This is a genomic window from Pampinifervens navoyensis, from assembly GCF_046159715.1.
Classification (GTDB): Bacteria; Aquificota; Aquificia; order Aquificales; family Aquificaceae; genus Pampinifervens.
In genome coordinates this window covers 20,494-44,551 of the sequence record NZ_JBJXCT010000012.1, presented here as the reverse complement: position 1 = coordinate 44,551, position 24,058 = coordinate 20,494, and the positions used below count along the sequence as shown (strand labels likewise).

General features: G+C 46.2%; 26 protein-coding genes and 1 tRNA gene. 17 read left to right on the top strand and 10 right to left on the bottom strand.

What is annotated here, in order from left to right; all coding sequences use genetic code 11:
• The first annotated feature begins 60 nt into the window (after nt 1-60).
• The 5 genes from ACKRDP_RS08790 to ACKRDP_RS08770 are packed head-to-tail and all read left to right on the top strand — an operon-like array spanning nt 61 to nt 5,074.
• Nucleotides 61-525, top strand: a complete 465-nt coding sequence (locus tag ACKRDP_RS08790) for a hypothetical protein (RefSeq protein WP_409154387.1) — start codon at nt 61-63, stop codon at nt 523-525.
• A gap of 19 nt (nt 526-544) precedes the next feature.
• Complete coding sequence (locus ACKRDP_RS08785; protein ID WP_409154386.1) at nt 545-1,762, top strand: 2,3-bisphosphoglycerate-independent phosphoglycerate mutase; 1,218 nt, start codon at nt 545-547, stop codon at nt 1,760-1,762.
• Between the two features lie 15 nt (nt 1,763-1,777).
• Nucleotides 1,778-2,857 carry a cyclic dehypoxanthinyl futalosine synthase gene (mqnC, locus tag ACKRDP_RS08780; protein ID WP_409154385.1) on the top strand — a complete coding sequence of 360 codons (1,080 nt, stop codon included), beginning with the start codon at nt 1,778-1,780 and terminating at the stop codon, nt 2,855-2,857.
• A 28-nt stretch (nt 2,858-2,885) separates the two neighbouring features.
• Complete coding sequence (locus tag ACKRDP_RS08775) at nt 2,886-3,503, top strand: PDDEXK family nuclease (protein ID WP_409154384.1); 618 nt, start codon at nt 2,886-2,888, stop codon at nt 3,501-3,503.
• Nucleotides 3,504-3,547: 44 nt separating this feature from the next.
• The gene (locus ACKRDP_RS08770) at nt 3,548-5,074 is read left to right on the top strand and encodes a YifB family Mg chelatase-like AAA ATPase (RefSeq protein ID WP_409154383.1); all 1,527 of its coding nucleotides are present in this window, start codon (nt 3,548-3,550) and stop codon (nt 5,072-5,074) included.
• Nucleotides 5,075-5,608: 534 nt separating this feature from the next.
• Here the strand turns inward: ACKRDP_RS08770 and bioB are convergent.
• Both bioB and ACKRDP_RS08760 read right to left on the bottom strand, forming a co-directional pair.
• Nucleotides 5,609-6,625 carry a biotin synthase BioB gene (gene bioB, locus ACKRDP_RS08765; RefSeq protein WP_409154382.1) on the bottom strand — a complete coding sequence of 339 codons (1,017 nt, stop codon included), beginning with the start codon at nt 6,623-6,625 and terminating at the stop codon, nt 5,609-5,611.
• 29 nt (nt 6,626-6,654) lie between these two features.
• Complete coding sequence (locus ACKRDP_RS08760; RefSeq protein WP_409154381.1) at nt 6,655-6,867, bottom strand: pantothenate kinase; 213 nt, start codon at nt 6,865-6,867, stop codon at nt 6,655-6,657.
• Nucleotides 6,868-6,917: 50 nt separating this feature from the next.
• On the opposite strand from ACKRDP_RS08760, the gene ACKRDP_RS08755 reads away from it, so the two are divergent.
• Complete coding sequence (locus ACKRDP_RS08755) at nt 6,918-7,277, top strand: hypothetical protein (RefSeq protein WP_409154380.1); 360 nt, start codon at nt 6,918-6,920, stop codon at nt 7,275-7,277.
• On the opposite strand, the gene ACKRDP_RS08750 is transcribed toward ACKRDP_RS08755, so the two are convergent.
• Genes ACKRDP_RS08750 through ACKRDP_RS08715 form a run of 8 tightly spaced genes read right to left on the bottom strand, consistent with a single transcriptional unit; the run spans nt 7,228 to nt 13,767 of the window.
• Complete coding sequence (locus tag ACKRDP_RS08750) at nt 7,228-9,072, bottom strand: vWA domain-containing protein (RefSeq protein WP_409154379.1); 1,845 nt, start codon at nt 9,070-9,072, stop codon at nt 7,228-7,230. The genes ACKRDP_RS08755 and ACKRDP_RS08750 overlap by 50 nt on opposite strands.
• A complete protein-coding gene (locus ACKRDP_RS08745) occupies nt 9,069-9,917 on the bottom strand; it encodes a family 1 encapsulin nanocompartment shell protein (protein ID WP_409154378.1) in 849 nt (282 codons plus the stop codon). Before ACKRDP_RS08745 ends, ACKRDP_RS08750 begins: the two co-directional genes overlap by 4 nt.
• A 16-nt stretch (nt 9,918-9,933) precedes the next feature.
• Nucleotides 9,934-10,974, bottom strand: a complete 1,041-nt coding sequence (locus tag ACKRDP_RS08740; protein ID WP_409154377.1) for a geranylgeranyl reductase family protein — start codon at nt 10,972-10,974, stop codon at nt 9,934-9,936.
• The gene (locus ACKRDP_RS08735; protein ID WP_409154376.1) at nt 10,961-11,239 is read right to left on the bottom strand and encodes an HU family DNA-binding protein; all 279 of its coding nucleotides are present in this window, start codon (nt 11,237-11,239) and stop codon (nt 10,961-10,963) included. Before ACKRDP_RS08735 ends, ACKRDP_RS08740 begins: the two co-directional genes overlap by 14 nt.
• The gene (lptA, locus tag ACKRDP_RS08730; protein ID WP_409154375.1) at nt 11,208-11,666 is read right to left on the bottom strand and encodes a lipopolysaccharide transport periplasmic protein LptA; all 459 of its coding nucleotides are present in this window, start codon (nt 11,664-11,666) and stop codon (nt 11,208-11,210) included. The genes ACKRDP_RS08735 and lptA overlap by 32 nt, the downstream gene beginning before the upstream one ends.
• The gene (locus ACKRDP_RS08725; protein WP_409154374.1) at nt 11,663-12,154 is read right to left on the bottom strand and encodes an LptA/OstA family protein; all 492 of its coding nucleotides are present in this window, start codon (nt 12,152-12,154) and stop codon (nt 11,663-11,665) included. The genes lptA and ACKRDP_RS08725 overlap by 4 nt, the downstream gene beginning before the upstream one ends.
• Nucleotides 12,147-12,668: a KdsC family phosphatase gene (locus ACKRDP_RS08720; RefSeq protein WP_409154373.1), complete on the bottom strand. Its 522-nt coding sequence runs from the start codon at nt 12,666-12,668 to the stop codon at nt 12,147-12,149. The genes ACKRDP_RS08725 and ACKRDP_RS08720 overlap by 8 nt, the downstream gene beginning before the upstream one ends.
• 1 nt (nt 12,669) lies before the next feature.
• Nucleotides 12,670-13,767: a DEAD/DEAH box helicase gene (locus ACKRDP_RS08715; RefSeq protein WP_409154372.1), complete on the bottom strand. Its 1,098-nt coding sequence runs from the start codon at nt 13,765-13,767 to the stop codon at nt 12,670-12,672.
• A 172-nt stretch (nt 13,768-13,939) separates the two neighbouring features.
• On the opposite strand from ACKRDP_RS08715, the gene fdnG reads away from it, so the two are divergent.
• From fdnG to ACKRDP_RS08660, 11 genes are all read left to right on the top strand, one after another.
• Entirely contained in the window at nt 13,940-16,975 is a 3,036-nt protein-coding gene (gene fdnG, locus ACKRDP_RS08710; protein WP_409154371.1) for a formate dehydrogenase-N subunit alpha, read from the top strand.
• Between the two features lie 12 nt (nt 16,976-16,987).
• Nucleotides 16,988-17,878: a formate dehydrogenase subunit beta gene (gene fdxH / locus ACKRDP_RS08705; RefSeq protein ID WP_409154370.1), complete on the top strand. Its 891-nt coding sequence runs from the start codon at nt 16,988-16,990 to the stop codon at nt 17,876-17,878.
• A 2-nt stretch (nt 17,879-17,880) separates the two neighbouring features.
• On the top strand, nt 17,881-18,516 hold the full coding sequence (locus ACKRDP_RS08700; RefSeq protein WP_409154369.1) for a formate dehydrogenase subunit gamma: 636 nt from the start codon (nt 17,881-17,883) through the stop codon (nt 18,514-18,516).
• Between the two features lie 68 nt (nt 18,517-18,584).
• On the top strand, nt 18,585-19,352 hold the full coding sequence (locus tag ACKRDP_RS08695; RefSeq protein WP_409154368.1) for a formate dehydrogenase accessory protein FdhE: 768 nt from the start codon (nt 18,585-18,587) through the stop codon (nt 19,350-19,352).
• Nucleotides 19,349-19,870 (top strand): biotin/lipoyl attachment domain-containing protein, encoded by a 522-nt coding sequence (locus ACKRDP_RS08690; RefSeq protein WP_409154367.1) that lies wholly within the window; start codon nt 19,349-19,351, stop codon nt 19,868-19,870. The genes ACKRDP_RS08695 and ACKRDP_RS08690 overlap by 4 nt, the downstream gene beginning before the upstream one ends.
• Nucleotides 19,870-19,965: transfer RNA gene (locus tag ACKRDP_RS08685), tRNA-Sec, on the top strand. Before ACKRDP_RS08690 ends, ACKRDP_RS08685 begins: the two co-directional genes overlap by 1 nt.
• Nucleotides 19,966-19,980: 15 nt before the next feature.
• Complete coding sequence (locus ACKRDP_RS08680; RefSeq protein ID WP_409154366.1) at nt 19,981-20,313, top strand: nicotinate phosphoribosyltransferase; 333 nt, start codon at nt 19,981-19,983, stop codon at nt 20,311-20,313.
• Nucleotides 20,314-20,332: 19 nt separating this feature from the next.
• Nucleotides 20,333-22,252, top strand: coding sequence for a threonine--tRNA ligase (gene thrS / locus ACKRDP_RS08675; RefSeq protein ID WP_409154365.1), 1,920 nt, complete (start codon nt 20,333-20,335; stop codon nt 22,250-22,252).
• The gene (locus ACKRDP_RS08670; RefSeq protein ID WP_409154364.1) at nt 22,252-23,040 is read left to right on the top strand and encodes a universal stress protein; all 789 of its coding nucleotides are present in this window, start codon (nt 22,252-22,254) and stop codon (nt 23,038-23,040) included. Before thrS ends, ACKRDP_RS08670 begins: the two co-directional genes overlap by 1 nt.
• The gene (locus tag ACKRDP_RS08665; protein ID WP_409154363.1) at nt 23,037-23,678 is read left to right on the top strand and encodes a lysophospholipid acyltransferase family protein; all 642 of its coding nucleotides are present in this window, start codon (nt 23,037-23,039) and stop codon (nt 23,676-23,678) included. The genes ACKRDP_RS08670 and ACKRDP_RS08665 overlap by 4 nt, the downstream gene beginning before the upstream one ends.
• Nucleotides 23,644-24,057 (top strand): molybdopterin-guanine dinucleotide biosynthesis protein B, encoded by a 414-nt coding sequence (locus tag ACKRDP_RS08660; RefSeq protein ID WP_409154362.1) that lies wholly within the window; start codon nt 23,644-23,646, stop codon nt 24,055-24,057. The genes ACKRDP_RS08665 and ACKRDP_RS08660 overlap by 35 nt, the downstream gene beginning before the upstream one ends.
• Nucleotide 24,058: the final 1 nt, after the last annotated feature.

Here is a 24,058-nt window from a genome sequence, read left to right as displayed (position 1 = left end):
TCTACATGGCGGTAATTTCTTACAATCTCCATAGGCTCTGGAGTGCAGGGATGCTATAACTTGCAACTTGCGTTAAACTACTTTGAACTCATATATGAGAAGGTAGAACCCGAGGTTCAGGATATTCTTGACCAGATTATAAGAACGCAGAAAAGGATACTGGGTAAGCTCTTTGGAGTGTTCTACACCGTTGACCCCCTAATGGCTGAGGCTATACTGACCATAAAGCCTGAAAGGTTTGAATTTCTAAAATCTCTTGCAGTAAAGGAGACAGTGAGAGGAAAGGAGTTTAACCTCTACTCCAACCTTGCCGCATGGAACATAGTAAAAGACAGGATAGTTTCCCGCTTCCCAGAGGTAAGCTACGAGGAAATAGAAGAGTTCAAGGGGAAAAGGTCAGACTTTGTTAAACTGCTGATGCAGAGAACAGGAAAGTCTGAAGAGATTGTGGAAAGAGGTCTTGAAGAATGTGGATGGCTGAAGAGTGAAGAAATACCACCCTTCCTGAGACAGATTGGACCCTAAGCTGTTAAAATTTTTGTTTATGCTTGCGGAGCTGATTAACAGAAACAACACAAAGATACTCATGGTTGTGCTTGATGGCCTTGGTGGTCTTCCCGTAAAGGAGGGGAAAACAGAGCTTGAGCTCGCCAGAACACCCAATCTGGATGCCCTTGCAAAGAGGTCAGCCCTTGGCATGCATGTCCCTGTTGACCATGGCATAACTCCAGGAAGCGGTCCTGGACATCTTGGCATATTCGGATACAACCCCCTGAAATACCAGATTGGGAGGGGTATACTGGAAGCACTTGGTCTTGGTCTTGAGGTAAAGGACACGGACATTGCCATAAGGGGCAACTACGCCACGGTGGAAAGGATAGAAGGCAGGCTTCTGGTAAAAGACAGAAGGGCTGGAAGGATTCCCACAGAGGAGAACAGAAGGATAACTGACAGGCTCTCTAAAGAGATAAGGGAAGTGGATGGAGTAGAGGTATTTTTTGCACCGGGCATGGAGCACAGAGTTGCACTGCTCCTTAGATTTCCAGAGCCTCTTCCTGAGGGTAGCGATAGCATAAAGGATACTGACCCACAGAAGGAGGGACTTGAACCCATAGAGCCTTATGGACAGACGGAGGCATCCGAAAGGGTCGCAAAGGTTGTGAGGGAGCTTTTAAGGAGAATTGAAAGTGTTCTTGCAGATGAGCCGAAGGCAAACTACATGCTCCTGCGTGGCTTTTCTCAGAAGCCAAAGATGGAGAGCTTTGAGGAGAGGTTTGGCTTAAAAGCCTGTGCCGTTGCAGTCTATCCCATGTATAAGGGTCTTGCAAGCCTTGTGGGTATGGAGCTTGTTGACTTTGAAGGACAGTCTATAAGGGACGAAATCATGGCAGTAAAAGATGTATGGGAAGACTATGACTTTTTCTTTCTTCACATAAAGAAGACGGACTCTTACGGAGAGGATGGAAACTACGAGGGAAAGATTAAGGTTCTTGAGGAGTTTGACAGGCATGTCCCGGATATACTTGAGCTTAAGCCAGATGTGCTCTTTATAACTGGAGACCATTCTACTCCCTCTGTGCTGAAAGGTCACTCTTGGCACCCTGTTCCTGTGCTTCTACACTCACCCTATGTGCTTGGGGGCACTTCTGAGAGGTTTACCGAAAGGGAATGTTTAAAGGGTGAGCTTGGCATCTTACCCGCAGAAAAACTCATAAACCTTATGCTGGCTCACTCCCTCAGGCTTGCTAAGTTTGGAGCATGAGATAAATTCTTAAACATGAGAACGCATGCAGAAGTTTATGATAGAATCCTTGAAGGAGAAAGACTTACACAGGAAGAAGCTCTCAGTCTTTTTGAAGAAGAGCTTTCAACCCTTGGCTTCCTTGCCAGTGAGGTTAGAAAAAGGCTCCATCCTGAAAACATAGTCACCTTTGTTATAGACAGGAACGTCAACTACACCAACGTGTGCGTTGCTGGGTGCAAGTTCTGCGCCTTCCAGAGGAAGGTGGGCTCTCCAGAAGGCTATGTGCTCCCCAAGGAAGAAGTGCTTAGAAAAGTGCAGGAGCTCATAGAATGGGGCGGGACAACCCTTCTAATGCAGGGCGGTCTAAACCCAGACCTTCCGCTTAGCTACTATGAGGACCTGATAAGCTCCATAAAGGAAAGGTTTCCGCAGGTGCAGGTGCACTCCTTCTCCGCTCCAGAGATAGTATATCTGGCAAGGATAGAGAAGCTCAGTATAAGGGAAGTGCTCAGAAGGCTAAAGGCTGCAGGGCTTGATTCTCTGCCTGGAGGTGGTGCAGAGATACTGTCTCAGGAGGTAAGAAGCTTTCTGAGCCCAGGAAAATGCACTGTTGAAGAGTGGGAAACTGTCCACAGGACTGCTCACGAACTTGGAATGACCTCCACTGCCACCATGATGTTCGGACATGTGGAAAAGCCGGAGCACATTGTGGAGCACTTGGAGAGGGTAAGAAGACTGCAGGACCAGACGGGAGGTTTTACAGCCTTCATACCATGGACCTTTAAAAAGGGCAAAACCCAGCTGGATATGGTGGAAGAGGCACCATCCACCTACTACCTTAAGGTGCTTTCCATATCAAGGCTTTATCTGGATAACTTTAAGAACATCCAGAGCTCTCACGTGACCCAGACCATGCAGATAGGAACTCTGGGACTTCACTTTGGTGCCAACGACCTTGGAAGTGTGATGATAGAGGAGAACGTCATATCTTCCACATCCTACAGAGTAAACATTCCAAAGGTGGAAGACATGGTCTATGCCATAAGGTCTGCAGGATTTACTCCGGCCCAGCGAGATACATATTACAGGATAATGAGGGTCTTTGATTCTTAAAGTCAGTAAAGATTTTTAGGGGTATAGTATGGCAGTAAAAGGTGGAAAAAGAGTAATCAAGAAATCGGAGAAGCGAAGAGTCCCAGAGGTCTTGATATACGAAATGAAAAGGGGCAAGCCCATATACTACCGCGATTATCAGAAAGTTCTGTCTGGGGAAAAAACTCCGGAGGAGGTTATGGGAAGCAGTAAGATTCAGTGGTTCATCCTTTACCTGATCTATTCGTATTTAGTGCAAAAACTCGACAGGAATAGGTATATTATAGCAACCAATGAAGCTGGCTTTAAAACCACAAAAGGAAGCTGGCGTAATCTTGACATAGCCATCTTTGAAAAGGAAAAGCTCCTCAGAGAAGGCATAGACCACAGATACACCGCAGTTGCCCCAGAGGTAGTTATAGAAATAGACACAAAGGCTGACCTGACAAAGTATGGAGACTTCATGAACTACTGCAGGGAAAAAACTCAGGAACTGCTGGACGCAGGTGTAAAAAAGGTCATATGGTATACCACCTTTGATAAAAAGGTAATGATAGCAGAAGAGGGCAAAAAATGGTTCATTACAGGCTGGGATGAAGAGGTTGAGATAATAGAGGATATAAAAATAAACCTGCAAAATTTACTTGAGGAGGAGATAGAAGGTTAAATCCTAAAAACTTTGCCAGAAAGCCAGATTATAATAAAAGTCGTATGTTTTGCAGGATAAAAAGTGGAGGAGTTCTGGGAATAGACGGCTATGAGGTGGACGTGGAGGTAGACATATCAAATGGACTGCCTCAGTTTTCCATAGTTGGTCTTGCTGACAAAGCGATAAATGAGGCAAGAGACAGGGTCAGGTCCGCACTCAAAAACACCGGATTTCAACTTCCCGTAAAAAGGATAACGGTAAATCTCTCTCCATCGCATCTTAAAAAACAGGGAACTCTTTATGACCTGCCCATAGCTCTTGGTATATTAAAACTTTCCACTGGCATAGATTTCCCTGAAGACTGGGTGATTTTCGGTGAGCTCTCTCTTGATGGGAAGATAAATCCCGTTAAGGGGGCCCTACCCATAGTGCTATCTCTCAGGAATCTTGGCTACAGACGCTTTATAGTTCCCTCCGGTAATGCGAGGGAAGCGGGTCTTGTGGAAGGGGTAGAAGCATATGGATTTGGAAGCCTGAAAGAGGTTGTAGATTTTCTTACGGGCAATATGGATGCAGAGCCTGTAAAGGTGGATGTGGAAGAGCTCTTCAATTCTGGAGAAGTCTTTGAGGTAGACTTTAGCGAAGTATACGGACAGCACCAGGCAAAGAGAGCCATGGAAATCGCCGCGGCGGGTTTTCACCCAGTCGCTCTTGTTGGTCCCCCAGGAGCTGGAAAGAGTATGCTGGCAAAGAGACTAATAACCATAATGCCGCCTCTGACCTTTGAAGAAGCTGTAGAGATAACCCACATATACAGCGTGGCCGGTCTTCTTGATGAGGATAAACCTCTTATCACAAAGAGACCCTTCAGAAACCCCCTGACAAACGCATCCGACTCAGCCCTTGTTGGTGGTGGCACAGTGCCACAGCCTGGAGAGATTTCTCTTGCCCACAGGGGAGTTCTTTTTCTTGATGAGTTTCCAGAATTCAGCAGAAAGGCAATAGAAGCTCTCAGGCAACCTCTTGAAGATGGAAGAGTAACTGTGTCAAGAGTGGGCGGCAGAATAACATTCCCGGCTGAGTTTTTGCTGGTAGTGGCCATGAACCCATGCCCATGTGGAAACTATGGAAACCCATATAAGGCCTGTGTGTGCTCGCCAGTGCAGTTAAAGGCTTACCAGTCAAGAATATCAGGTCCCATAATAGATAGGATAGACCTCAAAGTATGGATAAACCCAGTAGAGAGAGAAGATTTACTTAAAATGAGCTCTGAAGAAAGTTCTGCACAGATAAGGGAAAGGGTCATAAAAGCCATTGAAATACAGAGAGAGAGGTTTAAAGACAGTAAAACAAAATACAACTCACGCATGACAAACCAAGAGGTGAAAAAACACTGCATAATGACTCAGGAAGCCCAATCCCTTCTAAAAGGTGCAGTGGAAAGGCTCAATCTCACCGGCAGAGGCTATATGAAAACACTCAAGGTGGCAAGAACCATAGCAGACCTCGAAGGAGAAGAGAAAATCGCCAGCCATCACCTTGCAGAAGCCCTTCAGTTCAGGATGAAGGAAAGGTCACCGATAATATGATTTAAATCATAAAAGAATTTCACACCCTGTTTGTAAATATGGGTTTTTCCATAATTTTAAAAACCCGAATTTCACAGGGAATTTCACACCCAGGGGCAGAATTTCACATCTGATAAATATCATATTCCTAAGTTTGGGTTTTTCCATGCTTTCCAAAAAGGAATTTCACAGGTTTTACACACCATATAGGGGAGAATTTCACACCCATAGACGGAATTTCACGCCCTGTTCCTAAGTATACCTTTTTACAGACTTTTTTAAAGCGCGGAAAATTAATAAAATGACGGAAAAGCCCACACTTAGGTCAAGGGGGTGTGAAATTGTGAAATTCTCTTAGAAGCATTGATACTCAACGATTTCGTTAACATAGAAAATCAAGGAAAATCAAGGATTTGAAAGGGGGTGTGAAATTCCCTTTTCGGAAGTGCTTGATTTTCAAGGATTTCAGAAAGGGGTGTGAAATTTGAGGGGGTCTATTATTATTACTATTAATAAAAAAATAAATAAAGAAGAAAAATATAGGGTGTGAAATTTTCACACCCCCTGTGAAATTTCTTCTGTGCTTATAAGCCTTTCATATCTCAGGTCTTTCAGAAGCTGATAGTCCTTTTTAATGTCTCTTCCTGCTCTGGTTAGATAACCACCAACCATCATGGCGTTTGTCATCAAAACCGCCATGCCATGAAAGTCTCTCAGGTTTTGCTCCCTTCCTCCACAAAGCCTGAGCTCAGCCTTTGGGTTAGTAAACCTGAACATGGCTATTATTTTCAGAGCTTCTATGGGCGTTACCCCGGGAGCGTTCTGGAGTGGTGTTCCCTCTATGGGCATTAGGAAGTTCAGAGGTATGGAGTCCACCTCCAGCTCCCTGTAGGTGAGTGCAAGGTCAACTCTATCCTCATCACTCTCCCCCATGCCAAATATGCCACCACAGCATGTGGAAAGACCAAGGGACTTTATCCTTTTTATGGTTTCATAACGCTCCTTCCATGTGTGTGTAGTCACTATGCGTGGGAAGAACCCTTCAGATGCTTCAAGGTTATGGTTTACGCGTTTTACTCCGGCTTCTTTCAGTCTTTTGAGGGATTCTTCATCCAGAGTTCCTGCAGAAACGCACACCTTTATGGGAAGTCCCTCCTTCTTTATTTCTCTCACACCCTCACATATCTTTTCTACTTCTTCTTTTGTTGCCGACCTTCCGCTAAGAACCACGCAGTATCTGTTTGCACCAAACTCCACTCCTCTGTATGCACCTTCCAGTATTTCTTCTTTTGGGACAAGGTTGTATATGTTTATAGGGGTTCTGTAGAACTTTGACTGGGCGCAGAATTTACAATCTTCTGAACAGGCGCCGCTCTTGGCGTTTATTATAGAACAGAATTCTATCCTGTCTGGGCTGTGAAACTTATTTTTCACTTTCTGCGCCAGGTAAACCATCAACGCTATGTATTCATCGGGAATGTTGAGAAGTTTTAGGGCAGTTCCCCTATCTATGGGTTCATATGCAGCTGCTTTCTCTGCTACTTCAAAAAGAAAACTTTCCACCCTATCCATGCAGGCCTCCTTACAGACTTTTGAGTTTATTAAATATATATCTCCTGTGTAAGTTCGCCCTGATAATTTAGGCGGTCAAGTATAGCCTTGCCTCTCATGGATGCTACAGGAATTTCAAAAACCTTTTTTGAGGAGTAAACTTTTATTAAATCCTCTGTAACCTCTATACCCTCAGGAGGCCTGCCCTCTTCTGATACTATTATGTTCTTGTATGACAAATCTTCCTTGCTGTAAAACTTCATAGGTTTTAACTTATACTCCCTATCCTTATATGGGATGATGGGTTTTGGTGATGAGGGTCAGGTTCAGAGTGGCGGTTTATGATAAACAGGGAAACAGAGTAAATAAGGAGGACCTTGTGCTGTCATCTGGCTCACTCTACAGGGGGCTGAGGTATGTTACTGAGTTCAAGTATCTTGAGGCTACCAAGTGGCTCATGCTTGCAGAAGACTGTCAGGAAAAATACCTGCTTCTCGGACTTCTCAACATATCCCTTGGACAGACATATCAGGGGCTTGAATTTCTGCAGGAGGCTATGAGGCATACAAAGACCACACAGTATGTTTTTGCAGTGGAAAAGCCAGAGGAAGGTCTGAGGTTTTTCATTGAAAAGCCAGAAGCCTCCTTGCCTGATTTTCTATTATCCTTGTAAAAGCAGCTGGAAGGTCCTTCAGGTTTTTTATCCTTATTCCAGTTCCTTCAAAATAGTAGTCTGTGTAATTCCTTTCCTGTCCAACTCCTATACCTATAAGGGGAAGCCTTGTCTTTATGTGCGCTATGAAGTTTTTCAATTCCTGACCCTTCAATCCCCTTGTGGGTTCTCCGTCAGAGAAGACAATAATACAGCCTTTCATTCTGTTTTTCATTGAAAAGGTCTGTATATCATCATAAGAATACAGAAGGGCCTTCTCAAGGTTCGTCCCGCCACCAAGCAAATTAAAGAGTTCAACAATCTTCCACTTTACGCTCCTGTAGTCTTCAGAGAACTCCTTTAGCCTGAATACCCTATCAGAAAAGACATCTATGGAAAAGGGCATCTTCAGGCTTTTTATAACCTCAGAAAAGAGCATGAGAGCCTTCAGAGCATTATCTATTTTTTCCTCCCTCTTCATTGAGGAGGATATATCTATGAGGAGTTTAAAGGCAAGCTCCTTTCTTACTGGATGATGTCTTCTCATATACATTTTGCCTCTTCCAAGGGGCGCCTCAATATTCAGGCTTTTGTTGTCAATTTTTCTGCCATAGAAGTGCTTTCCAGCCCAGCCCTCTTCCTCCTGCGGCATGAGCCTGATTAGTTTTCTTTTCAGAGCTTCCACATGTGGTAGGATTTCAGAGAGCATTCTCCTGTATACTCTGAACTCTTCTCTGTTAAGACCATAGGCCTTTTCGTAGAGCCTGTCCTCCTCTGTTTTTTCTTTTTGACTTCTTCCAAAGCCAGATTGGGAGGAAGAGGAGGATTGCTCTTCCCAACCTTTTATAACAAAGCTCAGAAAGCCCCTGTGTTCTATATCTACTTCAAGTGTCTTTGGCAAAAAGTGTCTTATGAACTCCACATCCCTCTCTATCATGTCTATGTAGGACATCTGTTTCAGATAGTCCTTCATCCAGTCTGGGACATTTTTCAGGCTTTTCAGTATCTCTTTTCTATCTACTTCCGGTATATCAACAGCATTCTTTTCTCTGTATTGCATTATAAGTTCCTGCAAATGTTCCGGGAGTTTTTTGAGCAGGTCCGTCATTATCCTGCCTCTGTGGGCGTCCTTTCTTACCTTTCCCCTTGCCTCCTCCAGCAGGAGGTCTATGTAGTTTATCTCCTGTGCCTTTTCTATGTATGACATATACTTTCCGAAGAGGTCTTCCATTATTGCATCATACGCGTCCCTGCTTTTTAAACTCAGGTATTCCTGAAGGAATTTTTGAATTTCTTTCTGATATGCTTCCTCTCCCAGCCAGTTTTTCAATACAGACAGGGCAAATAGGTGATGAGGGTAGTAGGTTTTTACATCCTTGAGTATTGTCTGATAGCGTTTTTTCAATGTATATTCACTGTCTAGATGACTTTTTATCAACCTTTCGTCCGTTTTTATAGATTCCAGCACTGCATAAAGGACAAGAAAGGAGGTGGGCGTAAAGCCGAACTTGTAGAACTCTCTCTGACCAAGCCTCCAGAAATAAAGGTCTGTGCTGAAAAGATACTCTATCTCATGCCTTATGGTGTTTATCACATCTTCCTCTGTCCTGCCAGAAAGCTCCTGAAGGTAAAAAACTATACCCGAGGGTCTTTTTACAGGCTCTGGCACATCCTCCATTTCCCCCTTTGCCCACATCTCTGTGAGCGGGAGAAATTTAGGGTCATAGCCAGCACCCCATCCCTCGTAGCTTGCCTGAACCTCTATATGGTATTCTTCAGAAAGAAGCCTTTCTATTACCTTCCAGCGTTCCTTCACTTTTCTCCTATGACCATTATGGCTCCTGGTCTCTTTATGCGTGGTGCCACTATTTCCATCACTCTGAAGTGATGAACCATGTTTGTGGATTCCACGTAGGCAAGGCTAAAGTCCAGTCCCACAACCAGGTCCATATTCTGCGGTCCTGCCGATATAAGCAGGGCTTTACCCTCCGGCATTATGGGTGTATGATAGACGTCCGCCACAAGTTTCTTTATCTGTTCAAGCTCAAGCAGCCCTGTGTTGTGGTAAACTCTGTTTAACTTAAAGTAGTCTCTTGGATTGAGGAGAAGGTAGTAGGGTCCATAAAAGCCCTTCTCTGAAAGCTTTGAAACTCCCAGAGATACATCGTTGAAGGCGTTTCCAAGGGCATCCCAGTCGCTCATGGACATGCTCTGCCTTCCTTCAACTGTGAGAAAGCCGTCTATCTCCAGCTTCTGGTTCCCATGGATTATGAGAGTGTCCTCTGCCACAGCTGTTGCAAAGGCTGCTGCAGATGCCTGAGAAGTGTCAAGGGGCAGGTTGAACTGTCTGAAGTATTCAAGGTCTCTCCATGTTATGGAAAAGGGCTTGAATATGGTGGGAAGAGTTATGTGCTTTCTTCTGCCCGTTCTTACAGGTTCACAAACTTCGCTTTCTTCACCGGGTCTGACCTCGCATACACCAGGTTCAACCCCGAGGTAAACATCGTAGGATATTACCTGATGGCCCACACCTATGGGACCCACCACTGGCAAAAACCTTCTGCATACCAGGGTTTTCCTTGCCACATCCAGCACAGCACTTTCAAGCTGGTCCCACTCTTCAAAGCTGAGGGGTGACTGGTCTTTTCCCAAAAAGTCCATGCTTACACCTCCTGATTTAAATTATACGCCAGTATTCTTCAAAGGCTATCCATGTTCTGGGAATAGTCTCCCTGAGGTTATCCCAGCTTTTCATGTGTCTTTTTCTTTTCTCTGCAGCCCTCCACAGGCTGTGTTCAAAGACCTCCCTTGCCTCCTCTTCAAAATTTTCTGGATTGCCCTCAAAAAGGGCTCTGCCAGCCATATCCCCAGACACCACTGCGTTGGCTATTCCTCCCCCTGTTATAGGATGACAGAAACCTCCGGCATCGCCCACGAGCAGAACCCTACTTCTGACCGGCGGAAGTAGACCATCTGCGGGTATCCATCCCCCTGTTCTCTTTAACACATTCTTCTCCACTATACCATTTCCTGCAACTTCCTCCACAAACTTTCTCAGACTTTCCATTACATTCACACCATAGTCTGGGTCAACACCCACTCCTACGTTGGCAAGTTTTCCCTTTGGAAACACCCATCCATAACCCCCGGGTATGTATTCTCTGAAGTATATGAGAAGGTCTTCAACCGGCTCCTTCAATGGCATCGTTGCCTGTGCAGTTGTCAGAAAGCTTTCTGTCCTCTTACCAGTAAGCCTGGCCACCTTTGACCTGGGACCGTCCGCACCCACCACAAAGTCTGCTTTTACCTGAAACCTTTCCCTGCTGTCTATGTTTTCAAGCCATGCATGACCATCTTCAAAGCCAAGAAACTGGGTTCTGAGCATGTAGACTGCACCTTTACTCTGTGCAAGCTGGGCTATGTGATTGTCAAAGACTTCCCTGTTGAGGACAAATCCCTCAGACCACATGCTTACCACATCACCCCATGGAGTAAAGTGAACCATGTTTTTGACTTTCTGAGCGATGGCTTCCTGTGGAAAGAACTCTTTAAACTGGTGATAGAGCTGTATGGGAACAAATTCAGCACACTGCACAGGCTTTCCTATGCTTCTTTTTATGTCAACAACAAGAACCCTTTTACCCTTCTGTGCAAGCCTGTAGGCACACGCGGAGCCCGCAGGCCCACCTCCAACGATTAAAACATCAACCTTTATCATGCCTTTTGTTAAAGAGGCTTGATGGTTTGAAACCTATGCTGTGTCTTTCTTCCACATACATTTCAATGCCAGTTTTTGGGTTTTTTATAAACCTTCCACTCAGTCTTTTTATCTTAAAAATACCAAAACCCCTCAGTTCAAGCCTTCCCTTCTCAAGAACAAGCTCAACTATTTCATCAAAAAAGCTGTCAACGAAGAGTTTTGCCTCTTCTTTACTCAGACAAAACTCTCTTTTAAGGCTTTCTATCAGGTCTGTTCTTTTCATCCTTTTCCTCCACATAGAAGGTTCTTACCCGTGAATTTTTACTTGTTGCCACAGCTCTGTCCTCCTTTCTGTAATAGACTATCTCCTCCGCCTCTACAAAATTCTGCCCTTCTTCTACCTTTGCCTTTCCCTTAAGGGTTATCACCTCATCCCTCAGGTCGTAAACCATCCTCTCTGCAGAGCCTTTTCTGTTTCCTTCTGTGTATCTTGCGTTGCCCTCTGCTTCTATGAGTTTTGCCCTTCTGTTCTCGTCAAGGTAAATTATTACCCTGTTTGCGGTTAGGAGTGCGTTACCCCTGGTGAGTCTTACATTTCCAGAGTATATGACCTTATCCTTCTCATAGGTAAGGCTGTCAGCCTCACCCACTATTGGCTGTGCTGAAAGGAAGAAAGGCAAAAGGCTCAAAAGGATGACAAGCTTTTTCATTCCATGTTCACCTTTGCATTATTAATTATAACCCTCAGCGGTTTTAGGGTTATCTCAAACCCTTTACCTCTTATGATATTCCTTCCCTGCACAACTTCTATCTCTTCCTCTCCCCATATTCTGCCCTCTTTCAGATTTATGTATGCTGTTTGTGTCTTTGCATTCAGGTCTTTTGATTTGAGTTCTACACCTCCCATCAGCTTGCCCTCTCCAGTGGACCTGTCTATGTAAGCCTTACTGGACTTTATGTCCGCTTCTTCTGAAAAAAGTTCTGAATGGGAAAGTTTAACATCTTTGCCCACAACCTCCAGAGCCTCACCCCTTATGGTCCACTCAATCCCGGTCCTGCTGTAGGCTTTTATAGTTACACCCTCAAGAAGATTTACTATCTCCTCCCTTCCTCCAGCAAGCTTAAAGCTATCCACATACAACTTGAGAGTGTATGCCAGAACAATGATTAATAAACTCAGCAGTAGACTTCTAAGCATAGTAAATGCTAATGACCTCTTCCCACTGTCCCCTGAGCTTGAGAAGAAACTCTATGGCTTCCCTTACAGCACCATGCCCACCCTTTGAAAGGGTCACATAGAGTGCATGCTTTTTTATATCTTCCGGTGCATCTGGAACAACCATGGGAAATCCCACCCTTTTTAAAAGTGGGAGGTCCACATAATCATCTCCGAGAAAGGCAACATTTTCAGAACTCAGTGAAAGCCTTTCCATAATGTTCTCAAGAACTGGCAGTTTCTGATTAAAGCCCAGATGCACTTCTTCTATTTCCAGCTCCCTCATTCTGTTGATAAGCGCCCTGCTTTTCCTGCCGGATATTACACCCATTCTTATGCCTGCCTTCTGAGCCAGCTTTATACCAAGCCCGTCTCTTACATTGAAGACCTTTATCTCTTCACCCCTTGATGTGTAGTATAACCTTCCGTCCGTCAGGACGCCATCCACATCAAGGAGAAAAAGCCTTATTTTTGAGGCTCTCTCCTTCAGGTCCATTCTATGCCTGAGCGTAGCTTTCTTTTAGCTTCTTTATTCTCCACAGGGCCTTGCTGTCCTCGGGCGTAATAAGGCTGTATGCTTTTCCATAAGCACCTATTCTTCCAGTCCTTCCTATTCTGTGTATGTAGACCTCCGGGTCTTCTGGTATGTGGTAGTTTATCACGAGGCTTACGCCCTTTATGTCAAGTCCTCTTGAGGCAACATCAGTTGCCACAACTATCTTCACCTTACCCTCTCTGAAAAGCCTGAGAGAATTCTCCCTCTGTCTCTGTGTCATGTCTCCATGAAGGGAGACCACATTAAAGCCCTTTCTTTTGAGCTCTTCTGTTATTTCTTTTGCATCCTTTTTGGTTTTAACAAAGACTATAACCTTTTCAAGGATGTGTTCTCTGAGTATCTTCTCAAGCTCCGAAAGCTTCTGTCCTGAGGAACTAAGTTTTATAAGCCTTTCCTCTATCCTTGGCTTTAGCTCCTCCGTTATTACCTTTACGAACTTGTAGTCCTTTCTGAGATGCCTCTTTGCAAGCTCTTCCACTTCCCTCGGTATAGTTGCGGAAAACAGGAAAGTCTGTCTCTCTTTGGGTATCTGGGCTATTATCCACTCAATATCTTCTATAAAGCCCATATCAAGCATCCTATCTGCCTCGTCAAGCACAAAGTATTTGAGCGTATCAAAGTTAAAAAGACCTCTCATGGTAAGGTCCTTAATTCTGCCCGGAGTTCCCACCACTATGTTGGGGGTTATCTTCCATAGAAGTTCAAGGTCCTTCTGCACTGGTGTTCCACCGTAAAAACTGAAGACCTTTAGCCCCTTATACTTGGAAAGCTGATACAGCTGTTCCTTTACCTGAAGGGCGAGTTCCCTGGTTGGTGCCATTATCAGGGCTGTGGTTCCCTCTTCCTTCCTGCTTCCCTCGATTATAGGTATGCCAAAGGCGGCGGTCTTTCCTGTTCCTGTTGCTGCCTGACCCATTATGTCATAGCCTTTCAGGGCAAGCGGTATGGCCTCTTTCTGAATGGGTGTGGGTTTTTCAAAACCCATGTCCTTGAGTGCCTTACGCGTAAGCATACTTAGCTGTGAAAAGTCAAAGTCCATTTTTTTCCTCCTTTTTCTATCTATTTTTTAATTATATGCAACCCTCGTAAAATTACCAGCATAAGAAAATTCTAATTTTGAAATGTTAGAAGATATTCTTTGAAAATTTGTATGGATAGTCATTCACCCTTCCCTTATCTTATAAGCATACGTCTAAAAGGAGGTGTAAAAGATGGAGCTTACGAGGCGAAGTTTTCTTAAAATTGCAGGTGTATCAACGGGTGCTACCCTTGCTGGTGGCCTTGGCTTTGACCTCAAGCCTGCAATGGCAAGGGTGAGCGACCTAAAGATTTCCAGCGCAAAGGCTGTAAAGAGCATATGCCCCTACTGTTCTGTTTCCTGTGGAGTTATAGTCTACACACTAACAGATGGTGCAATGAACGTAAAGCCCAGAGTCATACATGTGGAGGGCAACCCTGATGATCCCGTCAATAGAGGAACTCTATGCCCCAAAGGTGCAACCCTCAAAGACTTCATAAACTCTCCCCAGAGGCTCAAAAAACCCCTCTATAGGCCGGCCGGTGCAAAGGAATGGAAGGAGATAAGCTGGGATGAGGCTCTTGATAGAATAGCAAAGTTGATAAAGGATACAAGGGACAGAACCTTTATAGAGAGGGACGAACAGGGTAGGCTCGTGAACAGATGTGAGAGCATAGCATGGGTTGAGGGCAGCACCATAGCCAACGAAGAAGGCTACCTCTGGGTAAAGATGGGCGTGGCCCTTGGACTTGTGGCAAGGGAAACCCAGGCGCGAATATGACACGCACCAACGGTGGCCAGTTTGGCCCCAAGGTTCGGAAGAGGTGCGATGACCAATGGATGGAATGACATTAAGAACGCAGACCTTATTCTGGTTATGGGAGGAAACCCTGCAGAAAACCATCCATGTGGCTTCAAGTGGGCCATAAAAGCCCGTCAAGAAAAAGGAACGAAGATTATATGCGTTGACCCCAGGTTCAACAGAACTGCGGCAGTATCCGACATATTCCTGCAGATTAGACCGGGTTCTGACATAGCCTTTATGGGTGGTCTTATAAACTACGTGCTTCAGAACAAAAAATACAACGAAGAGTATGTAAAACACTTTACAAACGCCGCCTACATTATCAAAGATACCTACGGCTTTGACCCACAGACAGGACTCTTCTCTGGCTACGACCCTGAGAAAAGAAAGTATGACCAGTCTCTCTGGGCTTATGAGCTTGATGAGAAGGGAATGGCAAAGAAGGATATGACCCTTGAGCATCCCAGATGCGTCTTCCAGCTTATGAAGGAGTTCTACTCAAGGTATACGCCCGAGGTTGTAGAAAAATTGACGGGTATTCCCAAGGACAAGTTCCTTGAAGTGGCAAAGCTTGTGGCAGAAACATCCGCTCCTGACAAAGCTATGACGCATCTCTATGCCCTTGGATGGACACACCACTCCACGGGAACTCAGCTGATAGGTTCCATGGCAATACTCCAGCTCCTTCTTGGGAACATAGGCGTTCCAGGGGGTGCCATAAATGCCCTTAGGGGACACGCCAACGTTCAGGGTATGACAGACCTTGCCGGAGAGGGAAGGTTTCTGCCGGGTTATCTCAGGCCTCCAAGGGCAGACCAGCAGACCCTCAAGGACCATATTGAGGCAAGCACTCCTAAAGCTGTGGATACTTCTATGAATTACTGGTCTAACTACGGAAAGTTCTATGTGAGCCTTCTGAAAGCATGGTTCGGAAATGCGGCAACACCAGAGAACGAGTTTGCTTACCACTACCTGCCAAAACTGGAAAAGGTTATATCAATGGATGAAATACTTGACAGGATGTACAGGGGCAAGATGGAGGGCTTTGTCTCCGTTGGTATGAACATACTTGCCAGCAACCCCAATGTCAGGAAGATAGCGGAAGGTCTTGCAAAGCTGAAGTGGATGGTGGTTGTTGAGGTTTTTGAAACAGAAATGGCAAGCTTCTGGAAGTATGTGGACGACCCCTCCAAGGTTCAGACAGAAGTTTTTCTTCTGCCATCTGCCCTCTTTGCAGAGAAGGAGGGTTCCTTTACCAACAGTGGAAGGGTTATAAAGTGGAAATACAAGGCGGCAGAACCACCCGGGGATGCAAAGGATGAGCTGTGGATTGCCGGTCAGCTCTGGATGAGGCTGAAAAACCTCTACCAGAAGGAAGGGGGTAAGTTCCCAGACCCAATTCTTAACCTCACCTGGAACTTCCAGAACCCCTACTATCCCACTGCGGAAGAGGTGCTCAGGGAGATGAACGGATATGCCCTTGAGGACATTACAGACGATAAGGGCAATGTGGTTGTAAAGAAGGGCGAGAGACTTCCTGGCTTTGCAGTCCTTAAGGATGATGGCACCACAGCCTGTGGCATGTGGCTGTATTCTGGTATATTCCCTCAGACAGGAAACAGGGCAAAGTCTACAGACCTGTCTGACCCCTCGGGGCTTGGTGTATATCCCGGCTACGGCTTCGCATGGCCGGCAAACAGAAGGATACTCTACAACAGAGCTTCTGCAGACCCTTCAGGCAAGCCATGGAGTGCCAAGAAGAAGTATCTATGGTGGAACGAGGCTGAAGGAAGGTGGGTAGGATACGATGTGCCGGATATAAAGCCAGACCTGCCTCCAGAATATGGACCCTTCATAATGCTACCAGAAGGAAGGGGAAGGCTCTTCTGCGCACCTCTTGTTGATGGGCCCTTCCCCGAACATTACGAGCCCTTTGAATCACCCGTTGAAAACATACTTCATCCGAAGACACCCTACAACCCCGTCGTGAAGATATACAAGTCAGACCTTGACCTTCTTGGAAAGCCTGACCAGTTCCCCTATGTGGCAACTACTTACAGGGTCGTGGAGCACTTCCATTACTGGACAAAGCACATATACGGCACATCAGCCCTGTTGCCAAATATGTTTGTTGAGATACCAGAGGAGCTCGCAAAGGAGCTTGGAATAAAGGAAGGGGACAGGGTAAGGGTCAGCACTGCGAGGGGCTCAGCAGAGGGCTACGCCCTGCCCACAAAGAGGATAAAGCCACTCCTTATAAACGGCAAAAAGGTTTATACGGTGGGCATACCCATACACTGGGGTAACGAGGGCGTTGTAAAAGGTGCCCTTGCCAACATGATAACACCTTTTGTCTGGGACCCCAACTCCCAGACGCCTGAGTTTAAGGGTTTCCTCTGCAAAGTTGAAAAGGTGAAAGCATAAGGAGGTGAAAACATGGCTACTGTAACGACTGATGGGACTGTAGGAATGGGGCTGAGGCGGGTCTCCGCCTCCAGAGCTCCAGACCAGAGCATAAAGAAGGCAGACCAGCTTGCCATACTTGTGGACATATCAAGCTGCATAGGCTGTAAGGGATGCGAGGCTGCGTGCTCCCAGTGGCACGACCTGAAGCCACCAATCCATACGGATGAGAAGCTCTTCACTGGCTATCAGTCTGGTCCAGGGCTTGCCCCAAATCTGTTCATGTTTATGAGATTTCAGGAAGAGGAGACTCCCAACGGTCTTGTGTGGGCAATTACCAAGTATCAGTGCATGCACTGTGCAGACCCTGGCTGTCTAAAAGCCTGCCCATCTCCGGGTGCTATAATCCAGTATTCAAACGGTATAGTGGACTTTGACCACTCCAAGTGTATAGGCTGTAAGTTCTGCCTTTCCGGATGCCCCTTTGATGTGCCCAGGTATGATGCCAACAACAAGCCCTGGAAGTGTAACTTCTGCGTTGACAGAGTCTCAGCAGGCCTTGAGCCTATGTGTGTAAAGACATGTCCTACCAATGCCCTCCACTTTGGAACAAAAGAAGAGATGCTCATCAGGGCAAATAAACTCCTTGAGGGGCTTAAGAAGAGAGGCTTTGAAAAAGCCTCCATCTACGACCCACCGGGTGTGGGCGGGACTGGATACATCTATCTTCTGCCCCACGGTGATAAGCCTGAAATGTATGGTCTTCCAAAGGAGGCAAGCATATCACCCCTGGTGAGCCTCTGGAAAGGTCCAGTAAAGCTCATAGGCTCAGTAATCCTATGGGGAACACTTCTGGGTGCCTTCCTGCAGCTCATACTCTTTGGACCCATAAAGGTGGGCAAAAAACATAAAAAGGAGGAATAGCCATGGAAGATGTGAAGAAGCTTGAAGAGATTGAGGTGGAAAGGTTCTCTGCCTTTGACAGGTTTATACACTGGCTTACCGCCATACCCTTCCTCTACCTCTTCCTCTCCGGCCTTGGTATGTATTCTCCCAAGTTTTCATGGCTCCTTCCCTTCCTTGGAGGAAGGGAGTTCTCCGCATGGCTTCACAAGTGGGCAGGTGTGGTCTTCGCCATAGGTGTTTTTCTCATGTTTTTAAAATGGGCAAAAGACTTCGTTCTTGATAGCGACGACATAAAGTGGCTCTCAAATGTCAAACATTATGTAAAAGGGGAAGAGGAAAAATTGCCAGAGGTTGGAAAATACAACGCAGGACAGAAGATTTTTGGCTGGATGGTTTTTATAGGTGGTGCTGTGTTTCTGATAACAGGCATTATCATGTGGTTCCCAGAGAGTTTTTCCATAAGTCTGGTAAGGCTATCTATCCTTCTACACACAGTTGCCTTCATACTTGTCGGCGCTGGCTTCATAGTGCATGTTTATATGGGCACGGTGGGTGTCCCTGGCTCACTATCCAGCATGATAACCGGTAAGGTATCTGCCCTCTGGGCTGCGTCGCACCACCCAAAATGGTTCAGGCAAATCATGGGGAGGCTATAGCATGAAAGGGCTTTTTCTGGCAGGATTAGGAGGCTTTTGCCTCCTTTATTTTTATGTGGAGTCATAAAATGAACATCTTCAAGCAGAGAGAGAAAGAATACGCCCTTGAAAGACTGAAGTTTTTAAAATCCAGATACTCTGAGGCTTCAGAGCTTCTTGACTTTTACCAGCACATTCTTGAGTATCAGAGGGAGGTCTATGAGTCTCTTGATGGGAAAGAACCCAACTGGCGCAGGGGCATGAAGTGGTTTTACAGACTACTGGACATGTGCATAAAGTATGGAACACCCCAGATTTCTGAGAGAGCAGTAGATATGAAGCAGATGGAAAGGGACAGGGTTGGCAACATGATAGATAAATTCCTCAAGGAAAAGAAGGCAGAAGATATTGACAGGTTCTTATTCCTTTCCTTTCTGAACCCCTTCTATGAACGCATTGCAGAAAGTATGGATATTGACAGGGAAAACTGGCTAAAGACAAAGTGCCCTGTGTGCGGTTTCAGACCGCATTTATCCTACATAGCAGACAGGGAAGAGGTGGAGGGGGGCAGGTTTCTCATATGTGTTCTCTGCGGGACCGACTGGCTTTACAACAGAAACAGGTGCGTAAACTGTGGCAATGAAGATGACAACAGTATGGACTATTACTACAGCGAGGAAAACAGAGCGGTTCAGCTCCAGTGCTGCCATGAGTGTGGTCACTATATGAAGCTTATAGACATGCGTATTGACGGCTTTGCTGTTCCAAATGTGGACGATATAGCCACGCTTGCCCTGGACCTCTGGGCAAGGGAGAGGGGTTTTGTGAGGTTTGAAAGAAACTTATTTGGTTTATGATTAGCAGGAGAATTCTCCTCAGCTTCTTTTTTTCTATACCCCTTATAGGCAGGACAAGGGCTATGGATATTGAAGTTCTCGGTTGCACTATAAAGACCGACAGGCTTTACAGGATAGATGAGGAAAGGATGCTTTTCCAATGGGTAAAGGATGAGGGCTCAGGAATCTACTCTGTTGGCTTTATGCAGTTGCTTTCTTCTCTGGTTTACCCCCTCTATGCCATAAGGATAAAGCCTGCAGGCACAGTGGTTGAGCTGGACGGAAACCTTGCAGTGGTTGAATCCGGGAAGAGGGTATCCACCTTTCCCAGCCCCATAAGCGGTAGGATAGTGGAGGCCAACAAGAGCCTTGAGAAAGAGCCATCCCTTATAGTGAGCAGGCCATACGAAAGCTGGATTGTGAGGATAAGGGCTGAGCGTCTCGAGGAGCTGAAAAGATTGAAGACGGCAAGTGACATAGTGGAGCCTGTGAAGCGTATAATAGTCAGGGAAAAGATAGAATGTCTGCCCAAAAAGTAGGGAGAGTTTGATGCGCTGGTGCGGTCCCGGGACTTCAAATCCCGTGAGGGGTCCTGCGAGGGGTCCCTGGAGGGTTCGATTCCCTCACTCTCCCGGTTATAATTTTAACCATGAGGGTTGCAGACTACGTATCACAGGGGCTTAAAAATCTAGTAGAAGAGCCACCCGAAGGTTACCAGACACTCGGGAAGTGCACCTCGGGCTGTCACTCTGTCACCTTCTTTATAAGAGGCACTCCAGACAGCGTGAAAGACATAAGGGTAAAGGCTACCAGAAGGTGCAAGAAGCTCCTTGCAGTGGTGGACTTTGTGGCTGAGAAGATTAGGGAGAGGGGGAAGGTCTACCTTGATGAAGGGGAAGTTTTGAGTTTCTTCTCTGAAGAGAAGGAGCAGGATAAACTCAAAGATAGACTGAGTATAGTAAGGTCTGCCCTCGGGCTCTGAAGAATATATAATTAACCCTATGGAGAAGGTTTCAGTAAGGGTTAACGGCAAAGAGCTTTTTATAGATAAGGGAACGCCCCTGGGTGATGTTTTTAAGACCCTTGGCATTGAAAATGCTGTGGGTGGAAAATCTGGCTCAAGGCTTGTAGACCTTCTGACTCCCATAAGGGAGAGTATGGAGATAACACCCATCTTTAAAGAAGACCCTGAGAGCCTCCATATAATGAGGCATACCCTTTCGCACATAATGGCTCAGGCTCTCAAGGAGCTTTATGGCTACGACAGGGTTCATTTAGGCGTTGGACCCACAACGGAAGAGGGATTTTACTACGATGTGGAAATAGAAGGGCACACCCTGAGCTCAGAGGACCTCCCAAAGATTGAGGAGAAGATGAGGGAGATAATCGCAAAAAACTATCCCCTTTTCAGAAAGGAGCTCCAGAGGGAAGAATCCATAAGGCTCTTCTCAGAAATGAAGGAAAAATACAAACTGGAGATAATAGACAGGATAGACCCGCAGGAAACCATATCTGTCTACGGTCAGGATGGCTTTACAGACCTCTGTAGAGGACCACATGTGCCCTCAACGGGCATGGTGGGGGAGTTCAAGCTCACCCATGTGGCAGGAGCCTACTGGATGGGGGATTCCTCCAGACCCATGCTCCAGAGGATATACGGCATAGCCTTCTGGGACAAAAAGGAGCTTGAGGAAAGGCTGAGGTTCTACGAAGAAGCCAGAAGAAGAGACCACAGAAGGCTTGGCAAAGAGCTTGAGCTTTTTCTTATAGAGGATGAGGTGGGTGCCGGGCTTGTCATATGGCTTCCAAAGGGTGCAATACTGAGGAAGACCCTTGAGGACTACTGGAAAGAAGAGCACATAAAGAGAGGATATCAGCTCGTATACACACCCCATGTGGGAAACGCAAGGCTCTGGCAGACAAGCGGACACCTTGATTACTACAGACCAAACATGTTTTCCCCCATGGACATAGAGCACGAGGAGTATTTTGTAAAGCCCATGAACTGCCCCTTCCACATAGCCGTATACAAGAGCAAGGTCAGGAGCTACAGAGAACTGCCTCTCAAACTGGCAGAGCTGGGCACCGTATACAGGTATGAGATGTCAGGGGTGCTCCACGGACTCATGAGGGTCAGAGGTTTTACTCAGGATGACGCCCACATTATATGCACTCCTGAGCAGGTGGAGGATGTGATTCACGAGACCCTTGACTTTGCAGTGGGAATGCTCAGGGACTTTGGCTTTGAAGACTTCAAGGTATACATATCCACAAAGCCTTCCGATGCCATAGGCTCCCCAGAGCAGTGGGAGCTGGCAGAAGGAGCTCTCAGAAAGGCTGTAGAAAAGGTGGGGCTTCCCTACGAGGTGGACGAGGGCGGCGGAGCCTTTTACGGACCAAAGATTGATGTAAAAATAAGGGATGCTATAGGCAGGCTCTGGCAGTGTTCCACCATACAGTTTGACTTTAACCTCCCGGAACGCTTTGACATGGAATACGTAGGACCCGACAACAGAAGGCACCGGCCCTACATGGTTCACAGAGCCATCTTTGGCTCCATAGAGAGGTTCGTGGGAGTTCTTCTTGAACACTATGCAGGACTGCTGCCCCTCTGGCTCTCACCAGTGCAGGTAAGGGTAATACCCATATCCCCTGAAAAGCATGGAGACTATGCAAGAGAGGTGGAAAATCTCCTGAAAGAGCATGGTATAAGAGTTGAAACAGACCTCAGGGATGAGAGGCTTAACGCACGCATAAGGGATGCGGAGCTTCAGAAAGTGCCCTATGTGGTGGTTCTTGGAGACAAAGAGCTGGAAAGCAGAAGCATCTCGGTGCGAGGTAAAAGAGAGGGAAATCTCGGCTCCATGCCTCCAGAGAGTTTCCTCCATATGCTTCTTCAAAAGGTTAAAAATAGGGAGTAATGTTTGGAAGGGTTGCAGTTCATATATGGCAAGAAGATTATGACTACCTTTTGTATGTGAGGTCAATTCTATCAAAAGCCAAAATAAAGCCTCACTTTCTACTGGTGGAAGAGGAGAACCTTTTTGGGGACCTTATGAACTTCTTTTCAAAGCCCTCAGAGGAAAGAGAGAATGCCTTGAGGAAGTTTGTGGGCGAGCTTTTTCAGGATTACGAACTTCACACCCTTCCCGGCGCTGCTGATAACACACTGGAACACCTTCAGGATAGCTACGACCTCCTGTTTGTAAAATACAGAAGACAGCTTTTTAGAAGGTCAATACCAGAATGGATAATATCCGGCACCGACAGCCTGAAGCTCTGGGTCTACAGGGAAGGTGCAAGGGCAGACATAAAAAAGGTTTGCCTCCCTGTAGACTTTTCAGAAAGGTCCCTAAGGCAGGTGGAGTTTGTCTTTGAGCTAAAGGAGCTCTTCCCCTTTGACTTTGACCTCCTTTATTCCATCAACATTGTCAGATTAAAGAATAAGCTGGACAGTGGGGATTACATGAAGAGCCTTGAGGACAAAAGAGAAGAGGCAAGGCACATGTTTACCGATATGTTCGGTGAAAAGGAGATGAACTTAATACTTCTTGAGGGGGACCCCTACAGGGATATGGTAAGGTTCATAAACTCCAGCGACTATGACCTGGTAGTTGTGGGAAGAAGAGGAAGAGGTATGAGAGAGAGAATAGGCAGTGTTTCCCTACATCTAATAAGGAGTCTAAAATGTCCCGTGGTTGTCCTGTGAGTAGTCTTGCAAGGGTATTCCTTGCCCCACTGTGCCCACCAGTTAAAAGAGCCTTCAGGAGTCTTTTCCGCATAGAAGTCTTCGGATTTGAAAATATACCATCAGAGGCCTGCATAGTGGCCAGCAACCACAGAAGCCACCTTGACCCACCAGTGCTTAACAGCGTATTCCCGGAGCCTCTCAGATTCCTTGCAAAGGAAGAGCTCTTCAGAGTGCCGGTCCTTGGAAAGCTACTTCCTCACATGGGTGCTTTGCCTGTCAGACGAGGCTCTGGAGACATTGAAGTGCTTGAGCTAGCCCTTGAGCTCATGCACTCCGGCTGTAAGGTGTGCATATTTCCAGAGGGAACGAGGGCAAAGCCTGGTGAATTTCTGAAGCCTAAACTGGGTATTGGTCTTCTGGCTGTCAAAAGCCAGAAACAGGTCCTTCCTGTTTACATTGAAGGCACGGATATGGTTTTTCCAAGGGGAGCAAAGTTTCCAAAACCTGGACATCCCATTAGAGTCTTCATAGGAAAAGGCAGAGTATACCACGAAGAGGACAGTCTCAGGGGTTACAGGAGAGTGGCAGAGGATATAATGGAAAGCATAAAGGAGCTTGCCCGTGCCAAAGATAGTGAGCATAGTAGGACACCATAACGCCGGAAAAACCACACTCATAGAAGCTCTCATCCCCCGGTTGCAGGCAATGGGTTTAAGAGTTGGTTATCTCAAGCACGACCCTAAGGGACATGGCATCACAGATAAGGAAGGCAGCGACACCCACAGAATCTTCAGGCTCACAGAGAAGGTTGGGCTCCTTTCTCCAGAAAAGCTTACCCTCTGGGAGAAGGTATATGATAACCCTCTTGAGGTGGTGGAAAAATACTTCTCAGATTTTGACCTTGTAATTCTGGAGGGATGGAAGGGTCTGGAGGGCATAAAGAGGGTTGTTCTAGGAGGGCTTGAGCTTGAGGGATTTAGGGTCATGGGGCTTGAAAACCTGCAGAAGGTGATAGATTATATACTGGAGGAGTGAT